We start from the raw sequence: 24211 nt of genomic DNA, 5'->3' as shown, positions 1-24211 counted from the left end.
TTTTATTGCGAACCCAAGTGATGACGTGGTGCGGAAACAGGCAAACTGACCGGGCTGTTGCCACAGGGCCGCACCGGCGGATTCAAGTTCCGACTACAGTTTGAAGCTGCGCTTGGTGTCCTCTAATCCCTCTGAAGCTGCAGGAAAGTTCCAGGGGAAATTATGAAAAAAGTTGCTTTGGCCGCAATGATGGCAATGGCGGCCTGCGGGCAGGTGCCCGGCCCGTCCGTTCCCATGCAGGCCGGTCACAATCTGCACTCCGCCCGATCTGCCGTTCAGGCCTGTTCGACCAATGCGTATCGGGGCGGTAACGTGGCGGTGGCCGGTGGCTACGTGACCGGCATTATTCTGGCAGGTGTCATCGTCGGCCCACTGGTCGTCGCATCGACCGAAGACGATATTCGCGCCAGCGGCGAAGTGGACTCGGTTGATCGCTGCCTCTCCAAACGCGGGTTCCAGCGCCGGGATCTGACCGAGGGAGAAATCTTCTGGCTCAACAACAGCTACCCGTCAGAACGCGAACAAAAGCTGGATCACCTGATCGGTGGCGGTACCCTTGAAACCTTTGGCCGGCCATCCGCTTGATGGTGGGGCAGCGCGCTGAGCATCAGCGCGCAATTACACCCGCCTTCCAGCGCAGCCAGGTTTCCGGCGAGTCGTGGAACACGTTGATATCGACCGGTCCACTCACACCGGGCACCAGTCCGGTGCCGGTGTACTGCCAGAACCTCCAGCGTGCCCCCGGATAGACCTTTCGGGGGTGACCGGCCACGGAACGCAGCCAGAATTCGGTTCCTCTCAGACGACCGATTTCGGTATCGCGGTAGAAATCCACAGTCGAATAGACAACCGGCCTGCGCCCATAATGCGCCTCAAGAATATCGAGGAACTTTTTGGCCTCGGACCGCACCTTGGAACCTTCGGGGCGTAGCGTGCAGGTTCTGGAGTGGGGCGTCCATTCCATGTCCAACACATGCGGAAGGTCGGCGCCTTTCGGAACGTTGCGGATGAACCACCGTGCCTGCTCCTCTGCCGGTCGGCAGAAATAGTAATAGTGATAGGCGCCCCACGGCACTCCGGCAGCCTGAGCCCCACGACGATGCAAGTCGAATTTCGGATCGGCAAAATCCCCGCCTTCAGTCGCCTTGATGAACACAAAGTTCACGCCCGCCGCTTTTGCCACCGGCCAATCCACTGGTTCTTGCCAGCGGGAAATATCGAGGCCGTGGATAGGATAGGACCGCGGTCCGCGCCCTTCCCATTCATGCGGGTCGGCGTCGTCGAACTTGGGATAAGTAACAAGACTGGCCGCTGCCGCAACATAGCCGGACTGCGGTTCAGGCCGGGGTTCCGGCACACGCCTTCCACAGGAAACCAGCACGGTCAAAGTCACAAGAAATAACAGCGCAAAACGCATTGAACCGCTCCACCTCAATTTTTATGTTCAAATCTGCTCTGACGACCAAAATGCTGTTTCTGTCGCAGAAGGCAACGGCAGAACCTATCAGCACGAATTTCCGGCTGCTTCGCGCCGCGCCTGCAAAGGAACGGATTCCGGGGTTGATCTCTGCCCCCTTTTTTCCTAAACGAGCGCAATCCGGAATCGTTTTGTGCGACTCCGGTGTTTTGGTTTGTTTCGCGACTACACGCCAGGCTTTCTTCTGCCATGGATGCGTTGCGAAAAAAAACCGGACCAAAGGAACATTCGATCTGACCTCTGGCGGGCTGCATGCAGGACCCGGTGAAGACCAAGAGCTCTCAGGCCGTGCCAACTTCGTGGACCAACCACGAGCAGATAGGAGAAACTGCGATGGACTTGATCGCACAGCTTGAGGCGGAACAGATTGCCGCCCTGGGGAAAGACATCCCCGATTTCAAAGCGGGTGACACCATCCGCGTCGGTTACAAAGTGACCGAAGGCACGCGCAGCCGTGTGCAGAACTATGAAGGCGTCTGCATCTCGCGCAAGAACGGCAGCGGCATCGCCGGTTCGTTCACCGTCCGCAAGATTTCGTTTGGCGAAGGCGTGGAGCGTGTGTTCCCGCTGTACTCGACCAACATTGACAGCATCACTGTTGTTCGCCGTGGCCGCGTTCGCCGCGCCAAACTGTACTACCTGCGTTCGCGCCGCGGTAAATCCGCCCGTATCGCAGAAGTCACCAACTACAAGCCCAAGGCTGGCGCCGAGGCGTAAGGAGCGGATCCATGAAAAACGACATCCATCCCGATTACCACCTCATCGACGTCAAGCTGACCGATGGCACCGTAATTCAGATGAAATCCACCTGGGGCTCCGAGGGCGACACGCTTTCCCTGGAAATCGACCCGTCTTCGCACCCGGCATGGACCGGCGGCGGCGCGCGTCTGATGGACACCGGTGGTCGCGTATCCAAGTTCAAGAAGAAATACGAAGGTCTGGGTTTCTGATCCTATCCCCTTCTGGTTTCAAAGAAGGCCGCCCATCTGGGTGGCCTTTTTTTTGCAGGTGAATGAGATCAGAATTCGTAAGGTTATGCAGGCGATACTCCCCGCACCAACTCCAATTAGCCTGCATCTGCCGCACCCGGTGCTTTCGCACGATTAGGACCGCTGCCGGAACATTGTCGGCGTCATACCGGTCTGACCTCGAAAGAAACGAGAGAAGTGGGACTTGTCTGAATAGCCCAGCATGAGGCCGATTTCAGATATTGTCATTCGGCGCTCTTTTAGATGTTCCTTGGCAACATCGACCCGCAGCCGTTTGATCTCGCGGGGTAGCGTTGTGCCTTGTTGCTGCAAGGCCTTAAGCAACCGATCCGGTTGTATGCCCAGCAAACTGGCCACGGACTGCGACCCCAAATCCGCCTCGTCCAGTTTGTCGCGTAACACGGACCTCATTGCGGCAACGACGGTTACCTCCTCGTCATGGCTGGCGCTGGCCTGGTGCCTGGGCTCAACCGCTGACATCTGATCCAGGCTCAACCATTCAACAGGGAAGCTGAACCGCATTCCGGGATCGGTCCCAAGACCAACCTCAATCCCTTTGTAGTCAATCGGCAAGCCATTGATGTACCGGCTTTCCCATCGCACAACGGATGGGTCCCATGCATTACCGACCACGGATTGCAGAAGCCTCATATAAATTGCGGCTCCGAAACCCGTAACCTGTACCGGCAAGACGGCGGGTTCCTGTTGCCGCTCGATCCAATAGGTCGCTTTGTCAGCATCAATGATAAGCCGGTGCCGAACTGAGCTGGACTCTTGAGGTACAAGTCGAACAAAGTTGGCAAAGAACTCAAAGAGCGTCTTTGAGGATTGCCGGGCCTGCGCAAAGGGCGGCCAGCCCTCCAGATCGAATGTTTCCCCAACATGAAGCCCGAGGTACCGGTCGCCCGCCAGTTCCGCAAAGGCATTCAAAAGTCCGTAAACCAATTCTGAATGTACATAGACTGATGGGTCACCCAACAGTTCAGCTTTCAGCCCAACCTGATCCAAGGCTGGTCGCGGGTCGATCTTGCGATCAGTGAGGTACTGCAGAAACGGCGCTGCCAAAGCCAGCCTGATAAAGCCCTCGCTATGGTCTTGAGTGGAGGAATTGAATGGCACGGTTGTCCGCCTTCGTTTCAAGCGGCCCACCAAAGGATGTTGCCACTTTTTGCGTCACATTCGGCCACCCTAATTAAAAACTGGCAACCATGTCACATTTTTTCGGGCTAGCATTAAAGATATCTGAATGTGTCGAGGTATCTGATGTCCGACTTGCGAAATTCCCTTTTGTCCGCGGCCTTCGTTGCGGTGGTTAGTTCTTTTGCCTGCCCTGCTCTGGCGCAAGATGAAGAACCCTCTCAAACGCTTTTTACCAATGTGCATGTCTTTGATGGCTTGAACGAACAGCGCATCGAGAATGCCAGCGTATTGGTCGAGGGGAACCTGATTAAGGCCGTATCAACCGATGCGATAGATGCACCTAATGCTACAGTCATTGACGGAGAAGGACGGACACTGACCCCCGGGTTTATCGAACTGCACTCGCACCTAATGCTGATGGGGCCTTCGTTGCCCGCGATGGAGGCCAACACAACTTGGGAAGATTTTGCAATCCATGGTGCGCGGATGGCCGAGATGTATCTGATGCAGGGCTTTACCACGGTAAGGGATGCAGGTGGCGCCAATGGCGGGCTTCGCAGGGCAATTGAAACGGGCCAAATAATCGGACCCCGTTTCTATCCATCTGGGGCGTTCATCGGAACGCGCGGTGGTCACGCAGACTTTGCGAATTTCACCGCGCCGCCGGGTTCCGAGACAAATATGAGCCGCCTGAACATGGCGCAGGAGGTTAGCGGCGTTGACGATGTCTATAAATTTGGCCGCAATAACTTCCGTATGGGTGCGACGCAGTTGAAATTCATGCAGTCCGGTGGCGTCGTATCGGCTTTCGACCCATGGCAGTTGCTGGCCGGTTCGCCTGAAGAAATCAGAGCCGCTGTACAGGTAGCAAGTGAGTATGGCACTTACGTTATGGCACACTCCTATCGCAAAGAGGCAATATTGGGTGCCCTTGACGCTGGCGTAATGTCGATTGAGCACGGGTTTGCATTCGACTGCGAAATCGCCGAGGTCATGAATGAGAAAGGGGCTTACATCACAACGAATCTAACAGCGTTCGATCCCGGCCTACTCGAGATTCCAGCGGTGGCCAGTGTGCCCGCAAGCCTTGCTAAAGCAAAATCGGCTTCGTCCACGTTTGCAGGCTATATCGACAACATGAAAGAATGCCCGGTCAAGCGGGGATTTCAGACCGATTGTGTTGGTTCAGTTGAAGCATGCAACATTCAGATTGCGTATGAGAAGCATCTGAATAGCGAGTTCTTCGGACCATATACATCAATGGTGACGCTGACCTCGACGGGTGGTGAGGTCGTCGCAATGTCAGGGGATTTCACGAACCCTTATACCGCTGGTAAGCTTGGAGTGATCGAGGAAGGCGCCTATGCGGACATCCTTTTGATCGACGGAAACCCTCTTGAGGATTTCTCGGTGGTCGGCACAGGGGATCAGTGGTTCGGTGCTGATCCAAGACCGGAGAGTCCCGAAACGATTAGGCTGATCATGAAAGATGGTGTGATATACAAAAACACACTGGATTGATCCGGACAAAGAAGGTGAGACGCGTTGATACGCCGAAAGTTCCGTTTAGCGATGATCGTAGTACTGGCTTTGTGCGGACAGTCAGCCATGGCCGCGACGGGTCAGATCCTTGATTGGTCCGACTTGCCCGACCCGTCCGTTCAGGTTTTTGATGATCCTTATCGCGACCTTTCCCCCGAGCAATTCGATGACCTGATCTTTGTCGTTCGCTTGCGTGGCAGGCTGCAGCAAGACACAGGCACCGTCGAAGAGCGTCAGAAATGGCAAAAGCTTTTGACCGAGACACTGGACGCCTTGGCGGCGGATGGCATTGATGTCGACTGGCTGCTGGAGCAACGACAGATCGTGACCGAACGCCGAAGACGCGCCGGTACCGCGGGTAACCCGCTGTTTGACGGCCAGATGGTAACGGTGGCTGGATTTGCCATTCCGGCGCCACCTGACGCCGATGGTCGGCCCGTGGCCTATCTGGTGCCCGAGCGTGGTATGTGCAGTCACATGCCGCCACCGCCACCCAATCAGATGATCCGGGTGCGGCTGAACGATGATTGGGCACCCAGCTATTTTCACGAGCCCGTACGGCTAACGGGAACGCTGTCCATCGAACCTTCGGATCACAAAATGATGGTCGTTGATGGCCTTATGCCCATGCGCGCAACCTTCCAGCTGGACACCGACAGTGTCGAGACACTTGAAACGCAAGGCGAGCGGCTTGAGTGGACGCAAAGTATTGCCGAACGCCTTCGTGCGGCGGGCAGCCGCAAGACAGGCGGCGCGAAGGCTTCCGAATGATAAGACTTCTGATCGCCGCCCTTCTGGCGATTGCATCCGTCGATGCAGCCTGGGCTCAGGGTTTGTCTGGCCCGTCTTCCGTCGAGGCTGATCTTGAACCAGGTGATGGGTTGACCGATCCACAATTCCGTTCAGACTTCCCACGCAATATCGCGCCGCGTTGGTTCGACTGGAAAGACCGGCTGGCCGAGGACGGGTTTCGGTTCAATATTGATTATCTGGCACTGGGCCAATCAACGAATGCAGATCAGGGCAGTGGCGAAGCCGCCAGCGGTATTGCTCGCTTTTATGGTAGTTGGCAGGCAGCCGAACGCGGATCTTTGACATTCAAGATCGAACACCGGCACAGCTATACGGATATTGCCCCGCAGTTTCTTGGCCTGAATGGTGGTGCCCTGTCGATCACAGGGACGGCATTCAACGACTCCGGCTTGCTGCTAACCAACCTGTTCTGGACACAGAGGGCCGATGATGGAGCATGGACGCTACAGTTTGGTCAGATTGATGTGACTGACTTTGTTGATGTCTACGGGCTTGTCAGCCCTTACTCCGGATTTCAGAATCTCGCCTTCAATACCAACCCAACCATCAACGCCCCTAACCCAGGACTGGGAATTGCAGGGGGCATTAAACTCAACAACAATCTGTACGCCGTAGCCAGTATTGCCGATGCCAACGCCGATCCGTCCGATCCGAACTTTGACGTTTTCAGTGACGGCAATCTCTTTAAGTCGCTCGAGCTTGGATATACTTCCGGTTTTGACCGCATCTACTTTGACAATATCCATCTGACCCTCTGGCATGCGGATGCAGCCGACGACGGCAGCCGACCCGAAGACTATGGCGGAGCGTTCTCGGCCGCGTGGTTTGTGAACAACAAGTGGATGCCGTTCTTTCGCGCCGGTGCCGCTAAAGGAACGGCCGCGCTTTATAAACGGTCTGTGTCTACCGGTCTGGGGTACTACGGCCGAAACACCGATCTTGCCGGGCTGGGTCTCAATTGGGCCGAAGCGCGAGGCATTGACGAAGATCAGTTCACGGTCGAGGCTTTCTATCGTTTTTCGGTGTCACCGGGCCTGCAGATCACGCCATCTATACAGTTCATTTCCAATCCTCTGCTAAACCCGAACCAGAAAAATATTACGCTGTTCGGATTGCGAACGCGGGTTGTGTTCTGAGGTCTGTGTTTCAAGGCGCGAAGGCAAGCGGCAGTGTACGAACGGCCATGTATTAGCGCTCGCGACGGCGGACATGTCTTTCGAAACCCTGCCTGAACGACACTGTCCCATTTGCGCAGCAATTCATCAGCAGCCGGAAAATGGCGTGAATTTCGCCTGATGTACAATGCTCAGCACCGTCAGGTAAGATGAAGATGCAGAGATTTCAAACGGGATGCAGAGACATGTACAAAGAAGCTTTGGACGCGGGTGGAATTGCTGTCGTCACAGGGGCTGCAAGCGGTGTTGGGCGTGTCGCGGCGTTGCGCTTTGCGCAGGCCGGTCTTGGTGTAATTCTGGCCGATCTTCCTGGCGCGCAACTTGAAGAAGCCGCAGACGAGGTACGCTTGGCCGCGTCCCCGGACGCAAAGGTGATTGCCGTCCCAACCGACGTCAGTGTCGATGAAGATGTTCAAGCTTTGGCAGACACGGCGTTTGCCGCAGGCCCTGTCGCCGTCCTGATGAACAATGCCGGGATCGGAATGCGAACCGGCAGCTGGCAGAACAGTGCCAACTGGCAAAAGATGTTCGACGTGAATTTCTTTGGCGTGATGCGAGGGGTTCATGCCTTTCTGCCCCGCATGATACAGGCCGGTCGCCCGGCTGTGGTGATCAACACGGGATCCAAACAGGGGATAACCACTCCGCCAGGCAATCCGGGCTACAATGCAACGAAGGCCGCCGTGAAAGTCCTTAGCGAGCAACTGGCCCATGACCTGCGGAAAGAAGGCGCGCAGATTTCCGTACACCTGTTTGTTCCGGGGTTTACCTATACAGGTATGGTTGCCGCCCACATTCCCGAAAAACCCGATGCTGCGTGGTCAAGCGAGCAGACGGTGGACTATTTCCTGGGGAAAATGTCTGACGGTGATTTTTATATCCTGTGCCCCGACAATGACGTCGACGAAATCACGGACCGGCGGCGCGCCGAGTGGGCTGTCAGGGATATCGTCGAAAACCGCCCGGCCTTGTCTCGCTGGCACCCGGATTATGCCGATGCCTTCAAAGCCTTTGAACAAGACGGAAAAGGCTAAGAAAATCGAACGTCTTTCCCATTCTATTACGCCGACCTTCCCGGTTCAGCCACCGGCAGATATCGGATGTTTCACCAAACAGTGATCGAAGTTCACTTGCTCAAATCACTGCATCCGCAGACGCTGACGTCACTCACGTCAAATGCATTTGGTATTGCGCCCCATTGGCGGGGCTGGAGAGTGACATGAACAAACTGAAGGAAATTTCCATACTGGCCGCGATTGTGATCGCAGTTCCGCTGGCAGCGTCAGCAGGTAACGACACCGACAAGAAAACCAAGGATCAGGTCACCAGCGACCACAAACTGGACAATGACCCAAAGTGGTCGAACTGGCCGCACCTGCCTGAGCGGCAGGGTGGAAGCGCGTACAGCAAAAGAACCCGCATCGAATACGGCGGCCCGGTCGAACGTAATTTCGAATCCGGCCGCCGGTAGTCCGGTTCAGGTGTTGAAGAGGAAGTGCATCACGTCGCCGTCCTTGACGACATAGCTCTTCCCTTCAGCCCGCATCTTGCCGGACTCTTTAGCACCCTGTTCACCACTGCATGAGATGTAGTCGTCATAGGCAATCGTTTCAGCGCGGATGAACCCCTTTTCGAAGTCGCCATGAATGACGCCCGCCGCCTGTGGTGCGGCAGTCCCTTCGCGGATGGTCCAGGCGCGGGCCTCTTTCGGACCGACGGTGAAATAGGTCTCAAGCTTCAGCAGGTCGTACCCTGCGCGGATCAGCCGATCGAGACCGGGCTCGCTGAGGCCCATTTCCTCAAGGAACATCTGCGCTTCTTCGGTTTCGAGCAGGCTGATCTCTTCCTCGATTTTAGCGCTGATGATGACATGGGCATTACCCTGATTAGCCGCCATTTCAGCAACCCGCGCGGAATGTTCGTTGCCGGTGGCCGCTTCTTCCTCGGAAACGTTGCACACATAGAGAACTGGCTTGGTCGTCAGCAACTGCAGTGTGTTCCAGGCCTTGGAGTCTTCTTCGCTGACCTCGACCAGACGCGCAGGCTTGCCATCTTCAAGCATTTCCTGCGCCGCGGCCAACAGGCGATCCTGCTGCTGCGCTTCCTTGTCGTTGCCCTTCAGCTTACGCACCAGATTGGCACGGCGCTTTTCGATGCTTTCCATATCCGCAAGCATCAGCTCGGTCTCAATGGTTTCGGCATCGGCAACCGGATCAACGCACCCTTCCACATGGGTGACATCCCCATCCTCAAAACACCGCAGGACGTGTGCAATCGCATCAACTTCGCGGATGTTGGCCAGAAACTGGTTGCCCAAGCCCTCGCCCTTCGAGGCCCCTTTGACCAGACCGGCAATATCCACAAACGTGATGCGCGTCGGAATGATCTGCCGGGAATTCGCAATCCCCGCCAGTTTATCCAGACGATCATCGGGTACCGCCACATCGCCCACATTCGGTTCGATCGTGCAGAACGGGAAATTTGCCGCCTGCGCAGCCGCGGTTTTGGTCAGCGCATTGAAGAGGGTCGACTTGCCCACGTTCGGCAAACCCACGATTCCCATTTTAAAGCCCATGACGGTCTCCTGATGCCATTCGCGGCTGCTTCTATGCAGGTCCGCGAAAATGCGCAAGCAGAGCCGGGAATACCGACAAAATGAGTCCGTTTGGACACATCACAAAACTGTTGAATTGTTGTGTACTTGTGAGCATTGAAAAAGAGACATTAGAATAACCACTTAACCAGTTACCAGTGAAATTATACCGAAGAAAAACAATGAAATACCTGATTGCTTCCGTTGCTCTCGCCGCCGTTGTATCAACCGCGCAGGCTCAATCTCTTGTATTTGGGGCGGGATACGCCGATTTCTCGGACAGTCAGTCCGAAGATCAAGCCATATTTTCGTTGGAATATCAGCACAGACCGTTTCATGAGGCGACACGGTTCAGTGCGACATGGGGTGGTGCGCTGACCGTCGACCAATCAGGCGATACACATATCGGCGTCGGTTTAATCGGTATCTACACGTTTGCAGATCGGTGGTTTATCGAAGGCAGCGTGATGCCGGGATACTTCTCTGAGGCCGACGACCTGAACGATCTTGGCGGCAGCTTTCAAATCCGCAGCCTGCTGGGCGTGGGATACACACTAAACAGCGGCAACAAACTGTCGCTAGCAATCACGCATAAATCGAATGCCAGCACACAGGACGAAAACCCGGGTCTGAACGCAGTCTTCCTGCGATTCCACAAGGCGTTCTGATACCTTGTCGCCAAGCCGGGATTGATTTTCCGTCAAAGTTTCTGCACATCAGGTTCAAACCTGACTGCAAGGACATCCGATGACCCGTATCGACGCCAAGTTCGCCGCCCTGAAAGCCGAAGGGAAGAAAGCCTTTGTCGCCTACATCATGGCCGGCGATCCCGACTATGACACCTCGCTTGAGGTCGTAAAGGGTTTGCCGGGCGCCGGTGTAGACGTCATCGAACTGGGTTTGCCCTTTACCGACCCGATGGCAGATGGACCAACCATTCAGGCCGCAGGTCAGCGGGCACTGGACGGAGGCATGACCCTGCAGCGAACGCTGGACCTTGCCCGTGCCTTTCGTGAAACGGATGATACGACGCCCATCGTGCTGATGGGATATTACAACCCGATCTACAGCCGTGGCGTTGAGCAGTTTCTGTCCGATGCAAAGGCCGCGGGCATCGACGGCCTTATCGTCGTGGACTTGCCACCGGAAGAGGACGAAGAACTGTGCCTTCCCGCACAGGCGGCCGGGCTGAACTTTATCCGTCTGGCAACCCCGACTACCGACAACAAACGCCTGCCCCGCGTTTTGCAGAACACTTCGGGGTTCGTTTACTACGTCTCGATCACCGGCATCACCGGGGCCGCCGAAGCACAGGCCACGGATGTTGGCCCCGAGGTGGCGCGGATCAAGGCGGCAACCGACCTTCCGGTTATTGTCGGATTTGGCATCAATACTCCGGAAAAGTCGCGCAACATCGCAAGCGTTTCTGACGGTGCGGTTGTCGGCTCGGCTATTGTCAGCCAGATCGCTGCAGGCAAACCGGTGAACGAGGTTCTCGACTTTGTCAAAACGCTTTCGGACGGTGCCCACGCCGCTTGAACTGCCGTATCGCGCAACACAATTCTGAAGCGCCGCAACCGGTCAAAAGCCGGTTGCGGTTTTCTTTTTGCCTCCTAACACTCTGAAAAAGCGGCTGGAAAACCGAAGTGTCGGGTGCGGCACATACCCGCAATCTGTTTTGTTGCGATCTGATGGAAAAATTGGTAAAGAAACTTAACCAATCCTCTGAGGGCCCGGAAATCATGCCAGTCATCACCAACATCGAAGACCTGAAACGGATCTACGAACGCCGAGTGCCGCGCATGTTCTACGACTATGCGGAAAGCGGCAGCTGGACCGAGCAAACCTTCCGCGAGAACAGCTCGGATTTTGAGAAAATTCGTCTGCGGCAACGTGTGGCCGTGGACATGACCGGGCGTTCGACCTCATCCCAAATGATTGGTGAGGGCGTCTCCATGCCGGTTGCGCTTGCCCCCGTTGGGCTGACGGGTATGCAGCATGCCGACGGTGAGATGAAGGCCGCAAAAGCTGCCGAGGAATTCGGGGTGCCCTTTACCCTGTCCACGATGTCGATCAACTCGATCGAAGATGTGGCCGAGAACACCTCCAAACCCTTCTGGTTTCAGCTCTACACGATGAAAGACGAGGATTACGTCGGCCGTCTGATCCAGCGCGCCAAGGATGCGAACTGTTCAGCGCTGGTGATCACGCTTGACCTGCAAATCCTTGGCCAGAGGCACAAGGACCTCAAGAATGGCCTATCCGCCCCACCAAAGCTGACCGCAAAAACAATCGCCAATCTGATGACGAAATGGGCCTGGGGCATCGAAATGCTGGGCGCACAGCGGCGCGAGTTCGGCAATATCGTGGGCCATGTCGAAGGCATTTCGGACGCATCTTCGCTGGGCGCCTGGACTGCCGAGCAGTTCGACCCCAGCCTGGACTGGGGCAAGATCGAAAAGCTGATGGAGAAATGGGGCGGCAAGGTAATCCTCAAGGGCATTCTCGACGCCGAAGATGCCAAAATGGCCGCAAAATTGGGCGCAGACGCCATCGTCGTGTCCAATCACGGCGGCCGCCAGCTGGATGGCGCACTCAGTTCGATCCGTATGCTGCCCGAAATCATGGATGCGGTCGGCAGTGACATCGAAGTGCATTTGGATAGTGGCATCCGGTCCGGTCAGGACGTGCTGAAAGCGTTGGCCATGGGTGCCAAGGGGACCTATATCGGGCGCGCCTTTGTCTATGGGCTGGGCGCCATGGGTCAGAAAGGCGTCACCACCGCCCTTGAGGTCATTCAAAAGGAACTGGACACCACCATGGCCCTATGCGGTGAACGCAGCGTATCCGATCTTGGTTCGCATAACCTGCTGGTACCCAAAGATTTTGGTGGCGTCTGGCAACCCTGACGGGAACTGGATAATCTCCCGCGCATGTTCATATGCAGCGCTCAGAATCTGGCCTTTGTTTCCGTTCCCAAGACCGGGAGCACGGCGATCAGGATGGCGCTGCGTCCCTACGCCGACATCATGTTCACCAGATGGCGCAGGCATATGTCAGCGCAGAAATTCGGCCGTCAGGTTGCCCCCTTTCTGAAAGAGTCGCTCGGCCTGAACCCGGATCGTTTTGCGGTCATGCGCGAACCGGAAGAACAGATTCGCAGCTGGTATCGGTATCGTATGCGTGAAAGCAATTCGGACAGACCGACCAGTACGTCCGGCATGGATTTCGACCAGTTCGTTCTGGACGCTCTGTCGGACGACCCGCCATCCCATGCCCGAATCGGAACCCAGTGGCATATGCTGACGGGTGGGGATGAGCTTTTGGTTCATCACCTTTTTGCATATGAAACGCCAAATCACCTGCGCGGTTTTCTCAATGAACGGTTCGGCACGGAAATCGGGTTGAAAACTGTCAACGTTTCGCCCCCGGTGGACGCGCCCCTTTCCGATAAAACGCGGCAAAAACTACGCCGCGCAAGACAGAGCGAATATGTGCTTTATGACATGCTCATGGAGGCTGGCGGGCACCTAGAAAACCGGTTCTGATCAAAGGCCGTAAAAGCACTTTCCAAGCCAAATGAAACAGGCTATATGCGCGGCTTCACGCGGGCATACAGCCTTGGAGGATGCCCGCCCTAACATTGGAGAATTATCATGGCTGGAGAGATTCCTGATCTCGTAGCTCTGGAACGGACGGGGACAGGCAAGGGCGCCGCTCGTCAGGCACGCCGCGACGGCATGGTTCCGGGCGTTGTATTCGGTGGCGACAAAGACCCGCTGGCGATTCAGATTCCGTTCAACGAACTGTTCAAGCGCCTGAAAGCTGGCCGGTTCAAGTCGACCCTGTGGAACCTGAAGGTTGAAGGCCACGAGGACGTCCGCGTCATCTGCCGCGACGTTCAGCGTGACGTCGTCAAGGACCTGCCGACCCACCTGGACCTGATGCGCCTGCGCCGGACCACCAAGATCGCGCTGTTCATCCCGGTTGAGTTCATTAACGAGGAAGAAGCCCCCGGCATCAAGAAGGGCGGCGTTCTGACTGTTGTCCGTCCCGAGGTCGAACTGGTCTGCACCGCGGGTGACATCCCTGAAAAGATCACCGTCGATCTGACCGGAATGAACATCAACGACGTCGTCACCATCTCGTCGGTCGAACTGCCCGCAGGCACCAAACCGACCATCGACCGCGACTTCGTGATCGCCAACGTTTCGGCACCGACCGGCCTGGCCACCTCGGACGACGAGGAAGAGGGCGAAGCCGAAGTAGCACCCGATGAAGTTGAAGTCGTCGGCGAAGAATAAGCCACGCGACAGCAATGCAAGTTTGAAACAGGGTCCTTCGGGGCCCTGTTTTTTCTTCAAACATTCAATTAACAACATTTATTCAGAAATGGCGCTATAGTCACTCACAGACCGACATTTCGGGCCGTTTTGGCAAGAAATCCTTGTCCATAGGGAGAGTGATTATGACCAATACGTTTCATTTTTCAGCCGCCGTTCTGGGGGCATCAATGCTGGGCCTCATCTGTACTCCTGCACCTGCGCAGGTACAGGATACTTTACCCAGCAAGGACGACGTTGCAGAACGTTTCACCTCGGACCATTTCTCACCCTATGCAGGGCGCAATTTTCCGACGGAACTTCTGTGGGGTGACACGCACCTACACACCGATGTTTCGGTAGATGCCGGAACAATGACGCGTCTCAGTCAGGAAGACGCATTCAGGTTCGCGCGCGGCCACGAGGTTACGACGACACACGGGTTGCAGGCCAAGCTGGCGAGACCGTTGGACTGGCTTGTGATATCCGACCACGCCGAAATGTACGGCCTGATGCCGCAACTGCTGGGCGGCGATCAGGAAATACTGGCCACGGAACAAGGCAGGCTCTGGTACGATGCGCTGACCAGCGGGGACAATGACGTGGTATTTAACACGGCGATGCAAATCGTGGCTTCGCTGTCGGGCGACGAGCCCCCGATTGATAATCCCAAGGCCACCAAAAAAGCCTGGCAACATTACACGGCCCTTGCGGACCAGTACAACGAGCCGGGCGTTTTCTCTGCCCTGATCGGCTATGAATGGACGTCCGAGGGCGGTGACAACATCCACCGCAATGTCATTTTCCGCGATGGGGCGGAGATGGCCAATCAGGTTCTGCCGTTCTCGCAATTCGACAGCAAGAATCCCGAAGACCTTTGGGCTCATCTGGCCGACTATGAAGGCCGGACCGGCGGTGATGTTCTTGCCATCCCCCACAACGGCAACCTGTCCAATGGCCGCCTGTTTTCGGTCTCAAACTTCGACGGCTCACCTCTGACCGAAGACATGGCCCGCCTGCGTGCCCGTTTCGAGCCAGTCATCGAAACCACACAGATCAAAGGCGACAGCGAAGCACATCCATTCCTTAGCCCCGACGACGAGTTCGCCGACTTCGACACCTGGGACGCATCAAACCTGAACGGGACCGAAGCCAAGACCGAAGACATGCTGCAATACGAATACTCGCGCGAGGCCTACAAAACCGGTCTGATGCTGGAAGAGACGCTTGGTATCAATCCCTTCAAGGTCGGTCAGATCGGTTCAACCGACGCGCATACCGGGATGGCAGCGGTCGAAGAAGACAACTTCTTTGGCAAACATTCGGGTGTTGAACCGGAACCCAACCGCTGGGAACATCTAGTGATCGAAGCGCCTGATCCGGAATTTTCGATTTACGGATGGAAACAGGCATCAGGCGGATATGCCGCCGTTTGGGCCCCGGAAAATACCCGCGAAGCAATCTTTGATGCCTTGGAAAGACGCGAGGTTTACGGAACCACCGGGTCCCGCATCATGGTTAGGTTCTTTGGTGGATGGGACTTCACCCCGGATGACGCCCTGTCCCGCCTGCCTGCGGATCTGGGATATGCCAAGGGCGTTCCGATGGGCGCTGATCTGCCGCCCCAAAGTGGCGATGGTGCCCCCAATTTCCTGATCGCGGCCCTCAAGGATCCGTTCAGCGGAAATCTGGATCGCGTTCAGGTCATCAAAGGCTGGCTGAACGCCGATGGCACACGGGGCGAAAAGGTGTATGACGTGGCGTGGAGTGGCGACCGTCAACCGGGCGATGATGGAAAGCTGCCATCGGTCGGCAGTACGGTCGATGTTGAAAACGCGACCTGGGCCAACACGATAGGCTCACCGGAACTGATCACCTTTTGGGAAGACCCCGACTTCGATCCGTCTCAGAAGGCATTCTATTATGTGCGCGTCATCGAAATTCCCACACCAAGGTGGACTGCGTACGAGGCCAAACGCTTTGACGTTCAAATGGACCCGGACGTTCCCATGACCACAACCGAACGGGCCTATACCTCGCCGATCTGGTTTACCCCAAAAGGATGAGGCGTCAGGATCGGGCCGTGATTTCCCTTTGCGGCCCGTCTGGATTTTTCCATCAATTCAGGGCATGACAGCGGCCAAATGAAAAGCAGCACGGGGCGATGCCATGAAACTCTTTGTCGGATTGGGAAATCCGGGCCAGAAATACGCCCGCAACCGACATAACATCGGCTTCATGGCGTTGGACCAGATCGCCGGTGATCACGCATTTGGCCCGTGGAAATCCAAGTTTCAGGGCGAGATTGCCGAAGGGCGGCTTGGCACCGAAAAGATCTTGCTGCTGAAACCAATGACCTTCATGAACCGGTCCGGGCAATCGGTCGGTGAAGCGATGCGGTTTTTCAAACTCGACTCGACGGATGTCACCGTCTTTCACGACGAGCTTGACCTTGCCCCCGGCAAGGTGCGGGTAAAGGCAGGTGGGGGCCATGCCGGACATAATGGCTTGCGCTCGATCCATGATCATATCGGCGCGGCCTATGACAGGGTGCGGCTGGGCATCGGGCATCCCGGCAGCAAGGACAAAGTTTCGCCCTATGTCCTGAGCGATTTCGCAAAAGCCGATGCTGAGTGGCTGGATGACGTTTTGCGGGGCGTATCTGATGGCGCGCCAAATCTGGCGGCGGACGAAGGCGGGAAGTTCATGAACGCCGTGTCCCTGCGCACGGCACCTGCGCGATCGTCCAAAACCACAAAGTCCGAGGCACAGGACAACGCAGCCAATCGCACCACCGCACCTGCGGAACCGGCACCTGACACGCGGTCTCCGATGCAGAAACTTTTGGACAAGTTCAAATAGGGCCGCAAACGCCGCCCAAAATTGCCGCCACGTAGAGATTGCGCAAACCGCAGACACGCGCTCCAATACTCATGTAGATGGAGGGGTGTAATGCGAACAATCCTGAAATGGCTCGGCCGTATTCTGTTGGCACTGATCCTGGCAGCCGCCGTTGTCGGATTCTGGAAGCGCGAAGAAATCAAACGCCTCATGGCGGTGAATTCGTTGTTTTCCGAAGAAAACATTGTCCACAACTTCTCCAACATGGACGCTGCTTTCCTGACGGCCCCCTTGCCGCGCGGCGACGGGCCAACAAGCGAGCTTGCCTATGGCGCCGAATACACCCTGCCGGAAGACGCCGCCGGTTGGATCGAGGACCGGGCCGTTACCTCTCTGCTTGTCATGCAGAACGGTGATATCAGGTTCGAGGAGTATTTTCTGGATACCACCCCCGAGGACCGCCGGATTTCGTGGTCCATCGCCAAAAGCTATCTCTCGGCTCTGTTCGGCATCCTTCTGGCCGAAGGCGCAATAGACTCCTTGGACGATCCGGTGACGAAATACGCACCCAAGCTCAAAGGTAGCGCCTATGAGGCCGCGACCATCCGAAATGTCCTAAATATGGCCAGCGGGGTGACCTTTAACGAGGACTACCTCGACTATAACTCGGATATTAACCGCATGGGGCGGGTCGTAGCGCTTGGCGGAGAGCTGGACGATTTCGCAGCCTCCCTGACAGACAGTTTCGCCGCTCCGGGAGAGACCTGGCAGTATGTATCGATTGATACCCATGTGATTGGCATGGTCGTCCGCGGCGCCACCGGGCGCAGTGTCACCGAGTTGATAACCGAGAAGATCATCCACCCACTGGGGCTTGAGAGGGATGGATACTACATCACGGACGGCGCAGGTGTTGCGTTTGTGTTAGGTGGGCTGAACTTCACAACGCGGGATTTCGCGCGGTTCGGGCAGATGATCCTTGAAAACGGGAAGTACAACGGCCAACAGATCGTCCCCGCCGAGTGGATATCGGAATCCACCTGGCCCAGCGCCCCGACTGCTTCGGGCAAGATCGGCTATGGGTATCAATGGTGGATACCCGTCGGCGCGCATGAGGGCGAGTTCATGGGGCGCGGCGTTTATGGGCAGTATCTGTATTTTGATCAGGCCCGTAACGTTCTGATCGTTACAACAGGCGCGGACAGAAAGTTCCGCGAACCGGGCGTGAATGAGGCGAATATCGAAATGTTCCGCAAAATCGCACAAAGCCTGTAAGATGGATTCATGCAGAAAGAAGACAGCATAAACGTACTGGGCGGCGTCCTGTCCCCATGCTCGCGAAATCCGCTAACCGGCTTCTTTCGGGATGGCGCCTGCAATACCTGCCCCGAAGACAGGGGCAGCCATACGGTCTGTGCCGTAATGACTGCAGAATTTTTGGCCTTTTCGAAATACGTCGGCAACGATCTGAGCACACCGCGCCCGGAGTTCGATTTTCAGGGACTGAAACCCGGTGACCACTGGTGCTTGTGCGCGGCCCGCTTTCTTCAGGCCCATGACGAAGGCTGCGCCCCAAAGGTAAATCTGGAAGCAACCCACAGGCGCGCGCTGGATACCGTGCCAATCAAACTTCTGGTCGAACACCGAATTGATAGCTAATCCGGATCAGCCCAGATCAGAACGCCATCTGCCAGGTCAGGCTGACGCTATAGCTTTCAAACCCGCTTTCGCCGATCCCGTCATAAAACATGTTGGCCGACAACACGCTGCTGTTTTCGAGCAGATAGTCAAAGCCCAGATCAGCGCGTCCGCGCGCGGTATCTCCGATCGGTGATACACCCGGCGCGACACCCGTACCGGACGTGGTGCTCCACACTCCCGACAGACCACCGGTCAGGGTCATCTGCCCGCGCTTGACCGGAAGCGGGCGGCTGAAATCCAGACCCAGCTTGGCGGTGGTCAGGCTGAAATCCTGCTGAGGGATCAGATTGCCCAAACTGTCGACATAGGCGTCCTGATCGTCGCTGACATAGCTCACATCCAGATGCGGCATGAGGGTTGTCTGACCGCGCAACATTTCACCGGTTACCCGGGATTGCAGCAGCCAGCGATCACTGTCGAACTTGTCACGATAGGTGCCCAGCGGTGAGATTTCGTTGCTGGTTTGCCCGTAAAGGGCACGGCCTTCGAAATAAACCGGGTGGTTGGGAAGTTTCGCCACCAGATATGGACCGATCAGCCAGCCAGTACCGTCAACCTCGGACGACCCGTTTTCGCTTTTGGCGTAGTCGAACTGCAGCATGGCCCCGACCAGCAGGTTCTGGTTGATCCGCCGATGCGCCCCCAGAACTGCCAGCGCATATGCACTGTCCACGTTATCCTGCGAACTCCAGTTCCCGGTTACATTAAACCAGACCGGCAGGGACGGATCGCTGGCAAACTCCAGATATCCGACACCGCGCGTGACAGACGTATCCAGCACACCTGCCCCGGTTCCCTGCAAAAACTGCGTCAGCTTGGGCTGGTTGGTCGCCAGACTGTTGGCACGCGCATATTGAAAGGCCTGGATCTGTCGCTGGGTGTCCTCGACAATTCGATTGGCAACGGTCACCTGGTTTGAGGCAACGCTGGGGTTACCCGCCAGATCCTCTGCTGCGCCTGCTTCGACCACGACAGCAAGGTCTCCGCCCCCAGATGGCGTAATCATCGCGGAATAGGATTGTGACCCGCCGGAAAGCGCACCAATTGTCCCGTTGGTGACCGAGATACCGGATGTACTGAAATTTTGGACAGCTTCGGAAAATGTGAAGGTGACCCGGATGGGATCAAGGCTGTTGAAATTCGACGGAAGACCCGAAATGGTCACCGTCGGCCCGGATGAGTCATAGTTAACGGTCACAGTATTCGAGGCCAGATTGGTATTTCCCGCCGCATCGGTAAACACCCCTGCCGGGATCGACAACTCAACCAGCCCGTTGGCCTGAGGTGTCAGTGTCGCGGTATAATTCTGGCCCGATCCGGTCATCGTGGCGGTCGCGTTGACCAGCGACAGATCACTCACAAAAAAATCGGTGCTGGGTTCACTCAGTGTGATCTGCGCAGTAAACGTTCCACTCCCCGTCGATGCCAAAGGCGCAATGGTCGCCGTTGGCCGGGTAACGTCCGCTGCGGTGCGCGTGTTGATGAACTGCGTGGTTGTCGCACCGGACAAGGCCATTTCGTACCTATAAAGCGTACCGCCCGGCGCTTCGCGCGCCGTGAAAACGACGCCCATATAGTCATCCGTGGCATACGTCCCCTGAGCACCGTCCTGACTGATGATGGTGACGTCCAGCCAGCCCATACTGGCAAGTCCAGCAGGGGTGATCGCCGCCTGAGGCACGATTGAACCTCCGGAAAAGATCATGCCGCCCGGCACTTCTCCTACAATTCCAAAGGAAAGAAAGGCGGTCGTACTGGGACTCACTGGAATGTTGACGACGGTAACCTGTTGTCCATTTGGTGACGAAGCAGATGTAGTAATAAACGGAGGGCCAAGCGCCGCACCTTCCCGACTGGTTCCCGCCAAAAATATTACGGCCAACAAACACAGGCACACAATTCTGCGTACAAGGGACCAAACCATCCCGACCTCCTACAGCGCCATCGAGGCGCAAACACACGCACGCGAAAAAGGAAACTGCCTTTCCCTGCGTACCAATTCCACTCCCGCTACATTCGGGGCTCCCCAAGACTGACAACCTGAAATTGCAAGTCAAAGGGAAAGTTAAATCAAATCATAAGAGTTGTATAGCTGCCGGAATTTCACGACCCGTTCAGTCGAGCCCGCCCGGATTGACACCCTGCTGGTTCTATAGGCAGCCACCCCGAGCGAAATACAGTAACAGTCACGAATGATTAACAAATCCCGGATCTTTGCCAGCCACGACTCCTACGGGGCTGGTACATCGCAACAACGCCGAACAATAAGTTTTTGCTGCAAAACAAGATACAATCCCAACAAATTGACAGCAATTCGCAAGTATTTGAAACATTGCCAACGGCCCTGATAGTAAGGCCCGGTCGAATCGACCGGGCTACCGTTTTCCGTGTCAGGAATCAAATCCAGGTTGTTCCCGACTTCACCCAGCCTGACGCCCTTCGGTGTCGGACATGTCGAATCCAAGGAAGTTGGCTACAGTCTGAACGTCCTTGTCCCCGCGTCCGCACATGTTCATGCAGATAAGGTGATCCTTGGGCAGGTCGGGCGCGATCTTCATGACATGGGCAAGTGCGTGGCAAGGCTCAAGCGCCGGGATGATCCCCTCGGTCGAACAACACAGCTGAAATGCCTCTAGCGCCTCCATATCGGTGATCGACACATACTGGGCACGCCCCACCTCGTGCAGCCAGGAATGCTCGGGCCCGATACCCGGATAATCCAGACCAGCGGAAATCGAATATCCTTCCAAAATCTGCCCGTCATCGTCCTGCAGCAGGTAGGTGCGGTTCCCATGCAGAACACCGGGTCGGCCACCAGTCAGCGAGGCGCAGTGTTCCATCTTTTCATCGACACCCTTGCCGCCGGCTTCGACGCCGATGATGTTGACCGACTTGTCATCGAGGAACGGATAAAAAAGGCCCATGGCGTTCGAGCCACCGCCGATGGCTGCAATGATCGTATCGGGCAGACGGCCTTCGGCCTTATGCATTTGTTCCTTGGCTTCCTTGCCGATGATCGACTGGAAATCGCGAACCATTGCCGGATAGGGATGCGGCCCGGCCACGGTACCGATGCAGTAGAAAGTGTCACGCACGTTGGTCACCCAGTCGCGCAGCGCGTCGTTCATTGCGTCTTTCAACGTGCCACGACCAGAGGTCACCGGAATCACCTCAGCGCCCAACAGGCGCATGCGGAACACGTTCGGAGCCTGACGCTGAACGTCATGCGCACCCATATAAACCACGCATTTCAGGCCAAATTTGGCGCAGACGGTAGCGGTCGCCACGCCATGCTGCCCGGCGCCGGTCTCGGCGATGATCCGGGTCTTGCCCATGCGGCGTGCCAGAATGATTTGCCCCAGCACGTTGTTGATCTTGTGCGCGCCGGTGTGGTTCAACTCGTCCCGCTTGAGATAGATTTTCGCCCCGCCCAGATGCTCGGTCAGACGTTCAGCGAAATACAGCGGCGATGGGCGGCCCACATAGTTGGCCCACAGATCATCCATCTCGGCCCAGAAGGTCGGATCGTCCTTGGCCTTTTCATACTCCTCCTCCAGCGACAGGATCAGCGGCATCAAAGTTTCGCTGACGAACCGTCCGCCAAATATGCCAAAACGGCCCTGCTCGTCGGGGCCGGACATGAAGGAATTGAAAAGATCGTTGGCCATGGGTGTCTCCATCGTCGTACCCGTCGTTCATAGGAGGTGGCGCAGGGATTTTCCATGGCAAAACGTACTATCCTGACTCAATCGGAGTTTGCCGCCAAATCCGATATGCCTGATCACGGGTTGGAACCCCGATGCAGGGAAAACAGCACGACCTATAGGCGATCGCCATACGCGAAGCAGTCTGGATTATGCGGCGGTGAGGCCCGGAATGGGCGAATGTCAGCATCGCCTCGGCATCCTGCCAGACGCTGAGGGAGAACAATAACCCATTGCGAGGGAACAGCTCGGCATGAAAACAAAGCGGGTCATCCTGTGCCTGTCTCAATGCCTGATCCGAACGCCAGCGGAGTTCCGAATTCCAAACCCGGTTTTGCGGACGAAACCCGCCAATCGCTGCCAACATCTTTGCGCCTCCTGAAAAAGGGGTACGCAAAGACAGGTCTATCAGATCACCGGGCCGCGTTGATAAAGGCCTGAATCAACGTCGCATCCTTGACGCCGGGCGCACTTTCCACCCCGGACGATACGTCAACCTGACGGGCGCCGGTCATTCGAATGGCCTCAGCAACGTTGTCTGGCGTCAGACCACCGGCCAGCATCCAGGGCTTGCGCCAGTACTTGCGCCCGGCAAGAACGCGCCAGTCAAAAGCCAGACCATTTCCACCGGGTAATTCCGCGTTTCGCGGGGGTTTGGCATCAATCAGCAACTGATCAGCCACATCCGAATACAGGTCGATCTGCGCCAGATCTTCGGCATCGGCGATTCCAATGGCCTTCATCACAGGCAGACCGAACCGGTCTTTGACCTCCTGCACACGTTCAGGGCTTTCTTTGCCGTGCAATTGCAACATGTCCAGCGGAACATCAGACAGTATGGCCTGCAATTCCTCATCCGTTGCGTTGACGGTCAGGGCTACTTTGGCGATCCCGGCCGGCACGTCCTGCGCCAACTGGCTGGCAGTCGATACACTGATGTTGCGCGGCGATTTGGGAAAGAAAACAAACCCCACGTACCGTGCGCCCGCATGCGCGGCGGCGCGCACCTGTTCCGTTGCGGTCAGACCGCAGATCTTGATGCTGACATCATCGGACATTGGATCGCCTCAGCTTGCCTCATCCAGCAGCGCAAGCACCTCGTCCTTACCTTCGTTCTGCTTTTTCTTGAGCTTGTTTACTTCACGCTCAAGTTTGCGAACTTCGCTTTTCTTCACAACGGCGTCCTTGCGGTGCTTATGCTCGCGCAACCATTCCCAGATGAAACCGATGATCAGGCCGGCTACGACCCCACCCAGAACCACAAGAAACAAAGGCAGCGACGCCGAAAAGTTGAACCCCAGCAATTCAGCCAGAGCGTCCGGCATCAGTTTCAGTTCCACCGCCGCGCGGTTGGCCAAAGAGACGGAGACCAGAATGATCCCCAACGCCGCCAGAAAGGCATAGCGAAGATAACGCGTCATGAGTTCAGGCTTTTCCGTTTAAACGATCCCTGAGCAATTTGCCGGTCTTGAAAAACGGCACATGCTTTTCTTCTACTTGCACTGTTTCGCCGGTTCTGGGATTGCGACCAATCCGCGCGTCACGCTGTTTGACCGAAAATGCCCCGAAACCGCGTAGCTCGACCCGGTCACCCCGTGCCATAGCATCGGTCACCTCTTCGAACACGGTATTCACGATCCGCTCGACATCGCGCTGATAAAGATGCGGATTCTCATCGGCGATTTTCTGAATCAATTCTGAACGGATCATGCGCTCTTCCCTCCCAGGCCACCGGTTCGTGTCGTCTACTGCTCTGGTAGTATAGAAAAAAACCCGGATCGGGGGAACGTAAACTCTGTGTGCTTTGGGTCCATTTTTCGGCAATACAGAAGATTTTTTAGGTTCAACCCGCGTTTCAGAGCCAATTGCACACGCAATAGGGGAATTTGCCCTCAAATTTGGAACTTATTGATT

Annotated in this window: 26 protein-coding genes; 18 read left to right on the top strand and 8 right to left on the bottom strand. The window is 56.3% G+C overall.

Going from position 1 to position 24211, the window contains the following annotated elements; genetic code table 11:
- Positions 1 to 162: 162 nt before the first annotated feature.
- Complete coding sequence (locus ACR0NA_RS14415; protein ID WP_170654103.1) at positions 163 to 585, top strand: hypothetical protein; 423 nt, start codon at positions 163 to 165, stop codon at positions 583 to 585.
- 22 nt (positions 586 to 607) lie between these two features.
- Here the strand turns inward: ACR0NA_RS14415 and ACR0NA_RS14410 are convergent, their stop codons facing one another.
- Positions 608 to 1417: a glycoside hydrolase family 25 protein gene (locus ACR0NA_RS14410; RefSeq protein WP_480451914.1), complete on the bottom strand. Its 810-nt coding sequence runs from the start codon at positions 1415 to 1417 to the stop codon at positions 608 to 610.
- On the opposite strand from ACR0NA_RS14410, the gene ACR0NA_RS14405 reads away from it, so the two are divergent.
- Genes ACR0NA_RS14405 through rpmE form a run of 3 tightly spaced genes read left to right on the top strand, consistent with a single transcriptional unit; the run spans position 1417 to position 2427 of the window.
- Positions 1417 to 1833 carry a hypothetical protein gene (locus ACR0NA_RS14405; RefSeq protein WP_480729903.1) on the top strand — a complete coding sequence of 139 codons (417 nt, stop codon included), beginning with the start codon at positions 1417 to 1419 and terminating at the stop codon, positions 1831 to 1833. The two genes, ACR0NA_RS14410 and ACR0NA_RS14405, sit on opposite strands and share 1 nt — an antisense overlap.
- Positions 1811 to 2194, top strand: a complete 384-nt coding sequence (gene rplS, locus ACR0NA_RS14400) for a 50S ribosomal protein L19 (RefSeq protein WP_170654109.1) — start codon at positions 1811 to 1813, stop codon at positions 2192 to 2194. The genes ACR0NA_RS14405 and rplS overlap by 23 nt, the downstream gene beginning before the upstream one ends.
- Before the next feature lie 11 nt (positions 2195 to 2205).
- Positions 2206 to 2427, top strand: coding sequence for a 50S ribosomal protein L31 (rpmE, locus tag ACR0NA_RS14395; protein ID WP_480729901.1), 222 nt, complete (start codon positions 2206 to 2208; stop codon positions 2425 to 2427).
- A 153-nt stretch (positions 2428 to 2580) separates the two neighbouring features.
- Here rpmE and ACR0NA_RS14390 read toward each other — a convergent pair whose 3' ends face one another.
- Entirely contained in the window at positions 2581 to 3585 is a 1005-nt protein-coding gene (locus tag ACR0NA_RS14390) for a helix-turn-helix domain-containing protein (RefSeq protein ID WP_480729899.1), read from the bottom strand.
- A gap of 144 nt (positions 3586 to 3729) precedes the next feature.
- Between ACR0NA_RS14390 and ACR0NA_RS14385 the strand changes: the two genes are divergently transcribed.
- From ACR0NA_RS14385 to ACR0NA_RS14365, 5 genes are all read left to right on the top strand, one after another.
- Positions 3730 to 5127, top strand: a complete 1398-nt coding sequence (locus tag ACR0NA_RS14385; protein ID WP_480729897.1) for an amidohydrolase family protein — start codon at positions 3730 to 3732, stop codon at positions 5125 to 5127.
- A 51-nt stretch (positions 5128 to 5178) separates the two neighbouring features.
- On the top strand, positions 5179 to 5919 hold the full coding sequence (locus ACR0NA_RS14380; protein WP_480729895.1) for a DUF3299 domain-containing protein: 741 nt from the start codon (positions 5179 to 5181) through the stop codon (positions 5917 to 5919).
- Positions 5916 to 7097, top strand: a complete 1182-nt coding sequence (locus tag ACR0NA_RS14375; RefSeq protein ID WP_480729893.1) for a carbohydrate porin — start codon at positions 5916 to 5918, stop codon at positions 7095 to 7097. Before ACR0NA_RS14380 ends, ACR0NA_RS14375 begins: the two co-directional genes overlap by 4 nt.
- Positions 7098 to 7321: 224 nt before the next feature.
- Entirely contained in the window at positions 7322 to 8170 is an 849-nt protein-coding gene (locus tag ACR0NA_RS14370; RefSeq protein ID WP_480729891.1) for an SDR family NAD(P)-dependent oxidoreductase, read from the top strand.
- A 185-nt stretch (positions 8171 to 8355) separates the two neighbouring features.
- On the top strand, positions 8356 to 8607 hold the full coding sequence (locus ACR0NA_RS14365) for a hypothetical protein (protein WP_480729889.1): 252 nt from the start codon (positions 8356 to 8358) through the stop codon (positions 8605 to 8607).
- 6 nt (positions 8608 to 8613) lie between these two features.
- Here ACR0NA_RS14365 and ychF read toward each other — a convergent pair whose 3' ends face one another.
- Entirely contained in the window at positions 8614 to 9711 is a 1098-nt protein-coding gene (gene ychF / locus ACR0NA_RS14360) for a redox-regulated ATPase YchF (RefSeq protein WP_480729888.1), read from the bottom strand.
- Positions 9712 to 9911: 200 nt separating this feature from the next.
- On the opposite strand from ychF, the gene ACR0NA_RS14355 reads away from it, so the two are divergent.
- From ACR0NA_RS14355 to ACR0NA_RS14315, 9 genes are all read left to right on the top strand, one after another.
- Positions 9912 to 10397, top strand: a complete 486-nt coding sequence (locus ACR0NA_RS14355; RefSeq protein ID WP_480729886.1) for an acyloxyacyl hydrolase — start codon at positions 9912 to 9914, stop codon at positions 10395 to 10397.
- 79 nt (positions 10398 to 10476) lie between these two features.
- Complete coding sequence (gene trpA / locus ACR0NA_RS14350; protein ID WP_170654126.1) at positions 10477 to 11268, top strand: tryptophan synthase subunit alpha; 792 nt, start codon at positions 10477 to 10479, stop codon at positions 11266 to 11268.
- 203 nt (positions 11269 to 11471) lie between these two features.
- Entirely contained in the window at positions 11472 to 12638 is a 1167-nt protein-coding gene (locus ACR0NA_RS14345; protein ID WP_480730053.1) for an alpha-hydroxy acid oxidase, read from the top strand.
- 24 nt (positions 12639 to 12662) lie between these two features.
- A complete protein-coding gene (locus tag ACR0NA_RS14340) occupies positions 12663 to 13277 on the top strand; it encodes a hypothetical protein (protein ID WP_480729883.1) in 615 nt (204 codons plus the stop codon).
- Positions 13278 to 13385: 108 nt separating this feature from the next.
- Positions 13386 to 14033, top strand: coding sequence for a 50S ribosomal protein L25/general stress protein Ctc (locus ACR0NA_RS14335; protein WP_170654132.1), 648 nt, complete (start codon positions 13386 to 13388; stop codon positions 14031 to 14033).
- A 164-nt stretch (positions 14034 to 14197) separates the two neighbouring features.
- Positions 14198 to 16117 (top strand): DUF3604 domain-containing protein, encoded by a 1920-nt coding sequence (locus tag ACR0NA_RS14330; protein WP_480729880.1) that lies wholly within the window; start codon positions 14198 to 14200, stop codon positions 16115 to 16117.
- Between the two features lie 103 nt (positions 16118 to 16220).
- Complete coding sequence (pth, locus tag ACR0NA_RS14325) at positions 16221 to 16913, top strand: aminoacyl-tRNA hydrolase (protein WP_480729878.1); 693 nt, start codon at positions 16221 to 16223, stop codon at positions 16911 to 16913.
- A 90-nt stretch (positions 16914 to 17003) separates the two neighbouring features.
- Positions 17004 to 18167, top strand: a complete 1164-nt coding sequence (locus ACR0NA_RS14320; RefSeq protein WP_480729876.1) for a serine hydrolase domain-containing protein — start codon at positions 17004 to 17006, stop codon at positions 18165 to 18167.
- A 9-nt stretch (positions 18168 to 18176) separates the two neighbouring features.
- Positions 18177 to 18551 (top strand): DUF2237 family protein, encoded by a 375-nt coding sequence (locus tag ACR0NA_RS14315; RefSeq protein ID WP_480729874.1) that lies wholly within the window; start codon positions 18177 to 18179, stop codon positions 18549 to 18551.
- Positions 18552 to 18567: 16 nt separating this feature from the next.
- Here ACR0NA_RS14315 and ACR0NA_RS14310 read toward each other — a convergent pair whose 3' ends face one another.
- The 5 genes from ACR0NA_RS14310 to ihfB form a co-directional block, all read right to left on the bottom strand.
- Entirely contained in the window at positions 18568 to 20358 is a 1791-nt protein-coding gene (locus ACR0NA_RS14310) for an Ig-like domain-containing protein (RefSeq protein WP_480729872.1), read from the bottom strand.
- Positions 20359 to 21013: 655 nt separating this feature from the next.
- Entirely contained in the window at positions 21014 to 22261 is a 1248-nt protein-coding gene (gene trpB, locus ACR0NA_RS14305; RefSeq protein ID WP_170654144.1) for a tryptophan synthase subunit beta, read from the bottom strand.
- Between the two features lie 449 nt (positions 22262 to 22710).
- Entirely contained in the window at positions 22711 to 23355 is a 645-nt protein-coding gene (locus tag ACR0NA_RS14300) for a phosphoribosylanthranilate isomerase (RefSeq protein ID WP_480729869.1), read from the bottom strand.
- 9 nt (positions 23356 to 23364) lie between these two features.
- Positions 23365 to 23718 (bottom strand): lipopolysaccharide assembly protein LapA domain-containing protein, encoded by a 354-nt coding sequence (locus ACR0NA_RS14295; RefSeq protein ID WP_480729867.1) that lies wholly within the window; start codon positions 23716 to 23718, stop codon positions 23365 to 23367.
- Between the two features lie 4 nt (positions 23719 to 23722).
- The gene (ihfB, locus tag ACR0NA_RS14290) at positions 23723 to 24007 is read right to left on the bottom strand and encodes an integration host factor subunit beta (protein WP_170654150.1); all 285 of its coding nucleotides are present in this window, start codon (positions 24005 to 24007) and stop codon (positions 23723 to 23725) included.
- Between the last annotated feature and the right edge of the window lie 204 nt (positions 24008 to 24211).

The sequence above is a fragment of the Ruegeria sp. C11 genome (genome assembly GCF_056537725.1).
This window is presented reverse-complemented; position numbering and strand designations above follow the sequence as displayed.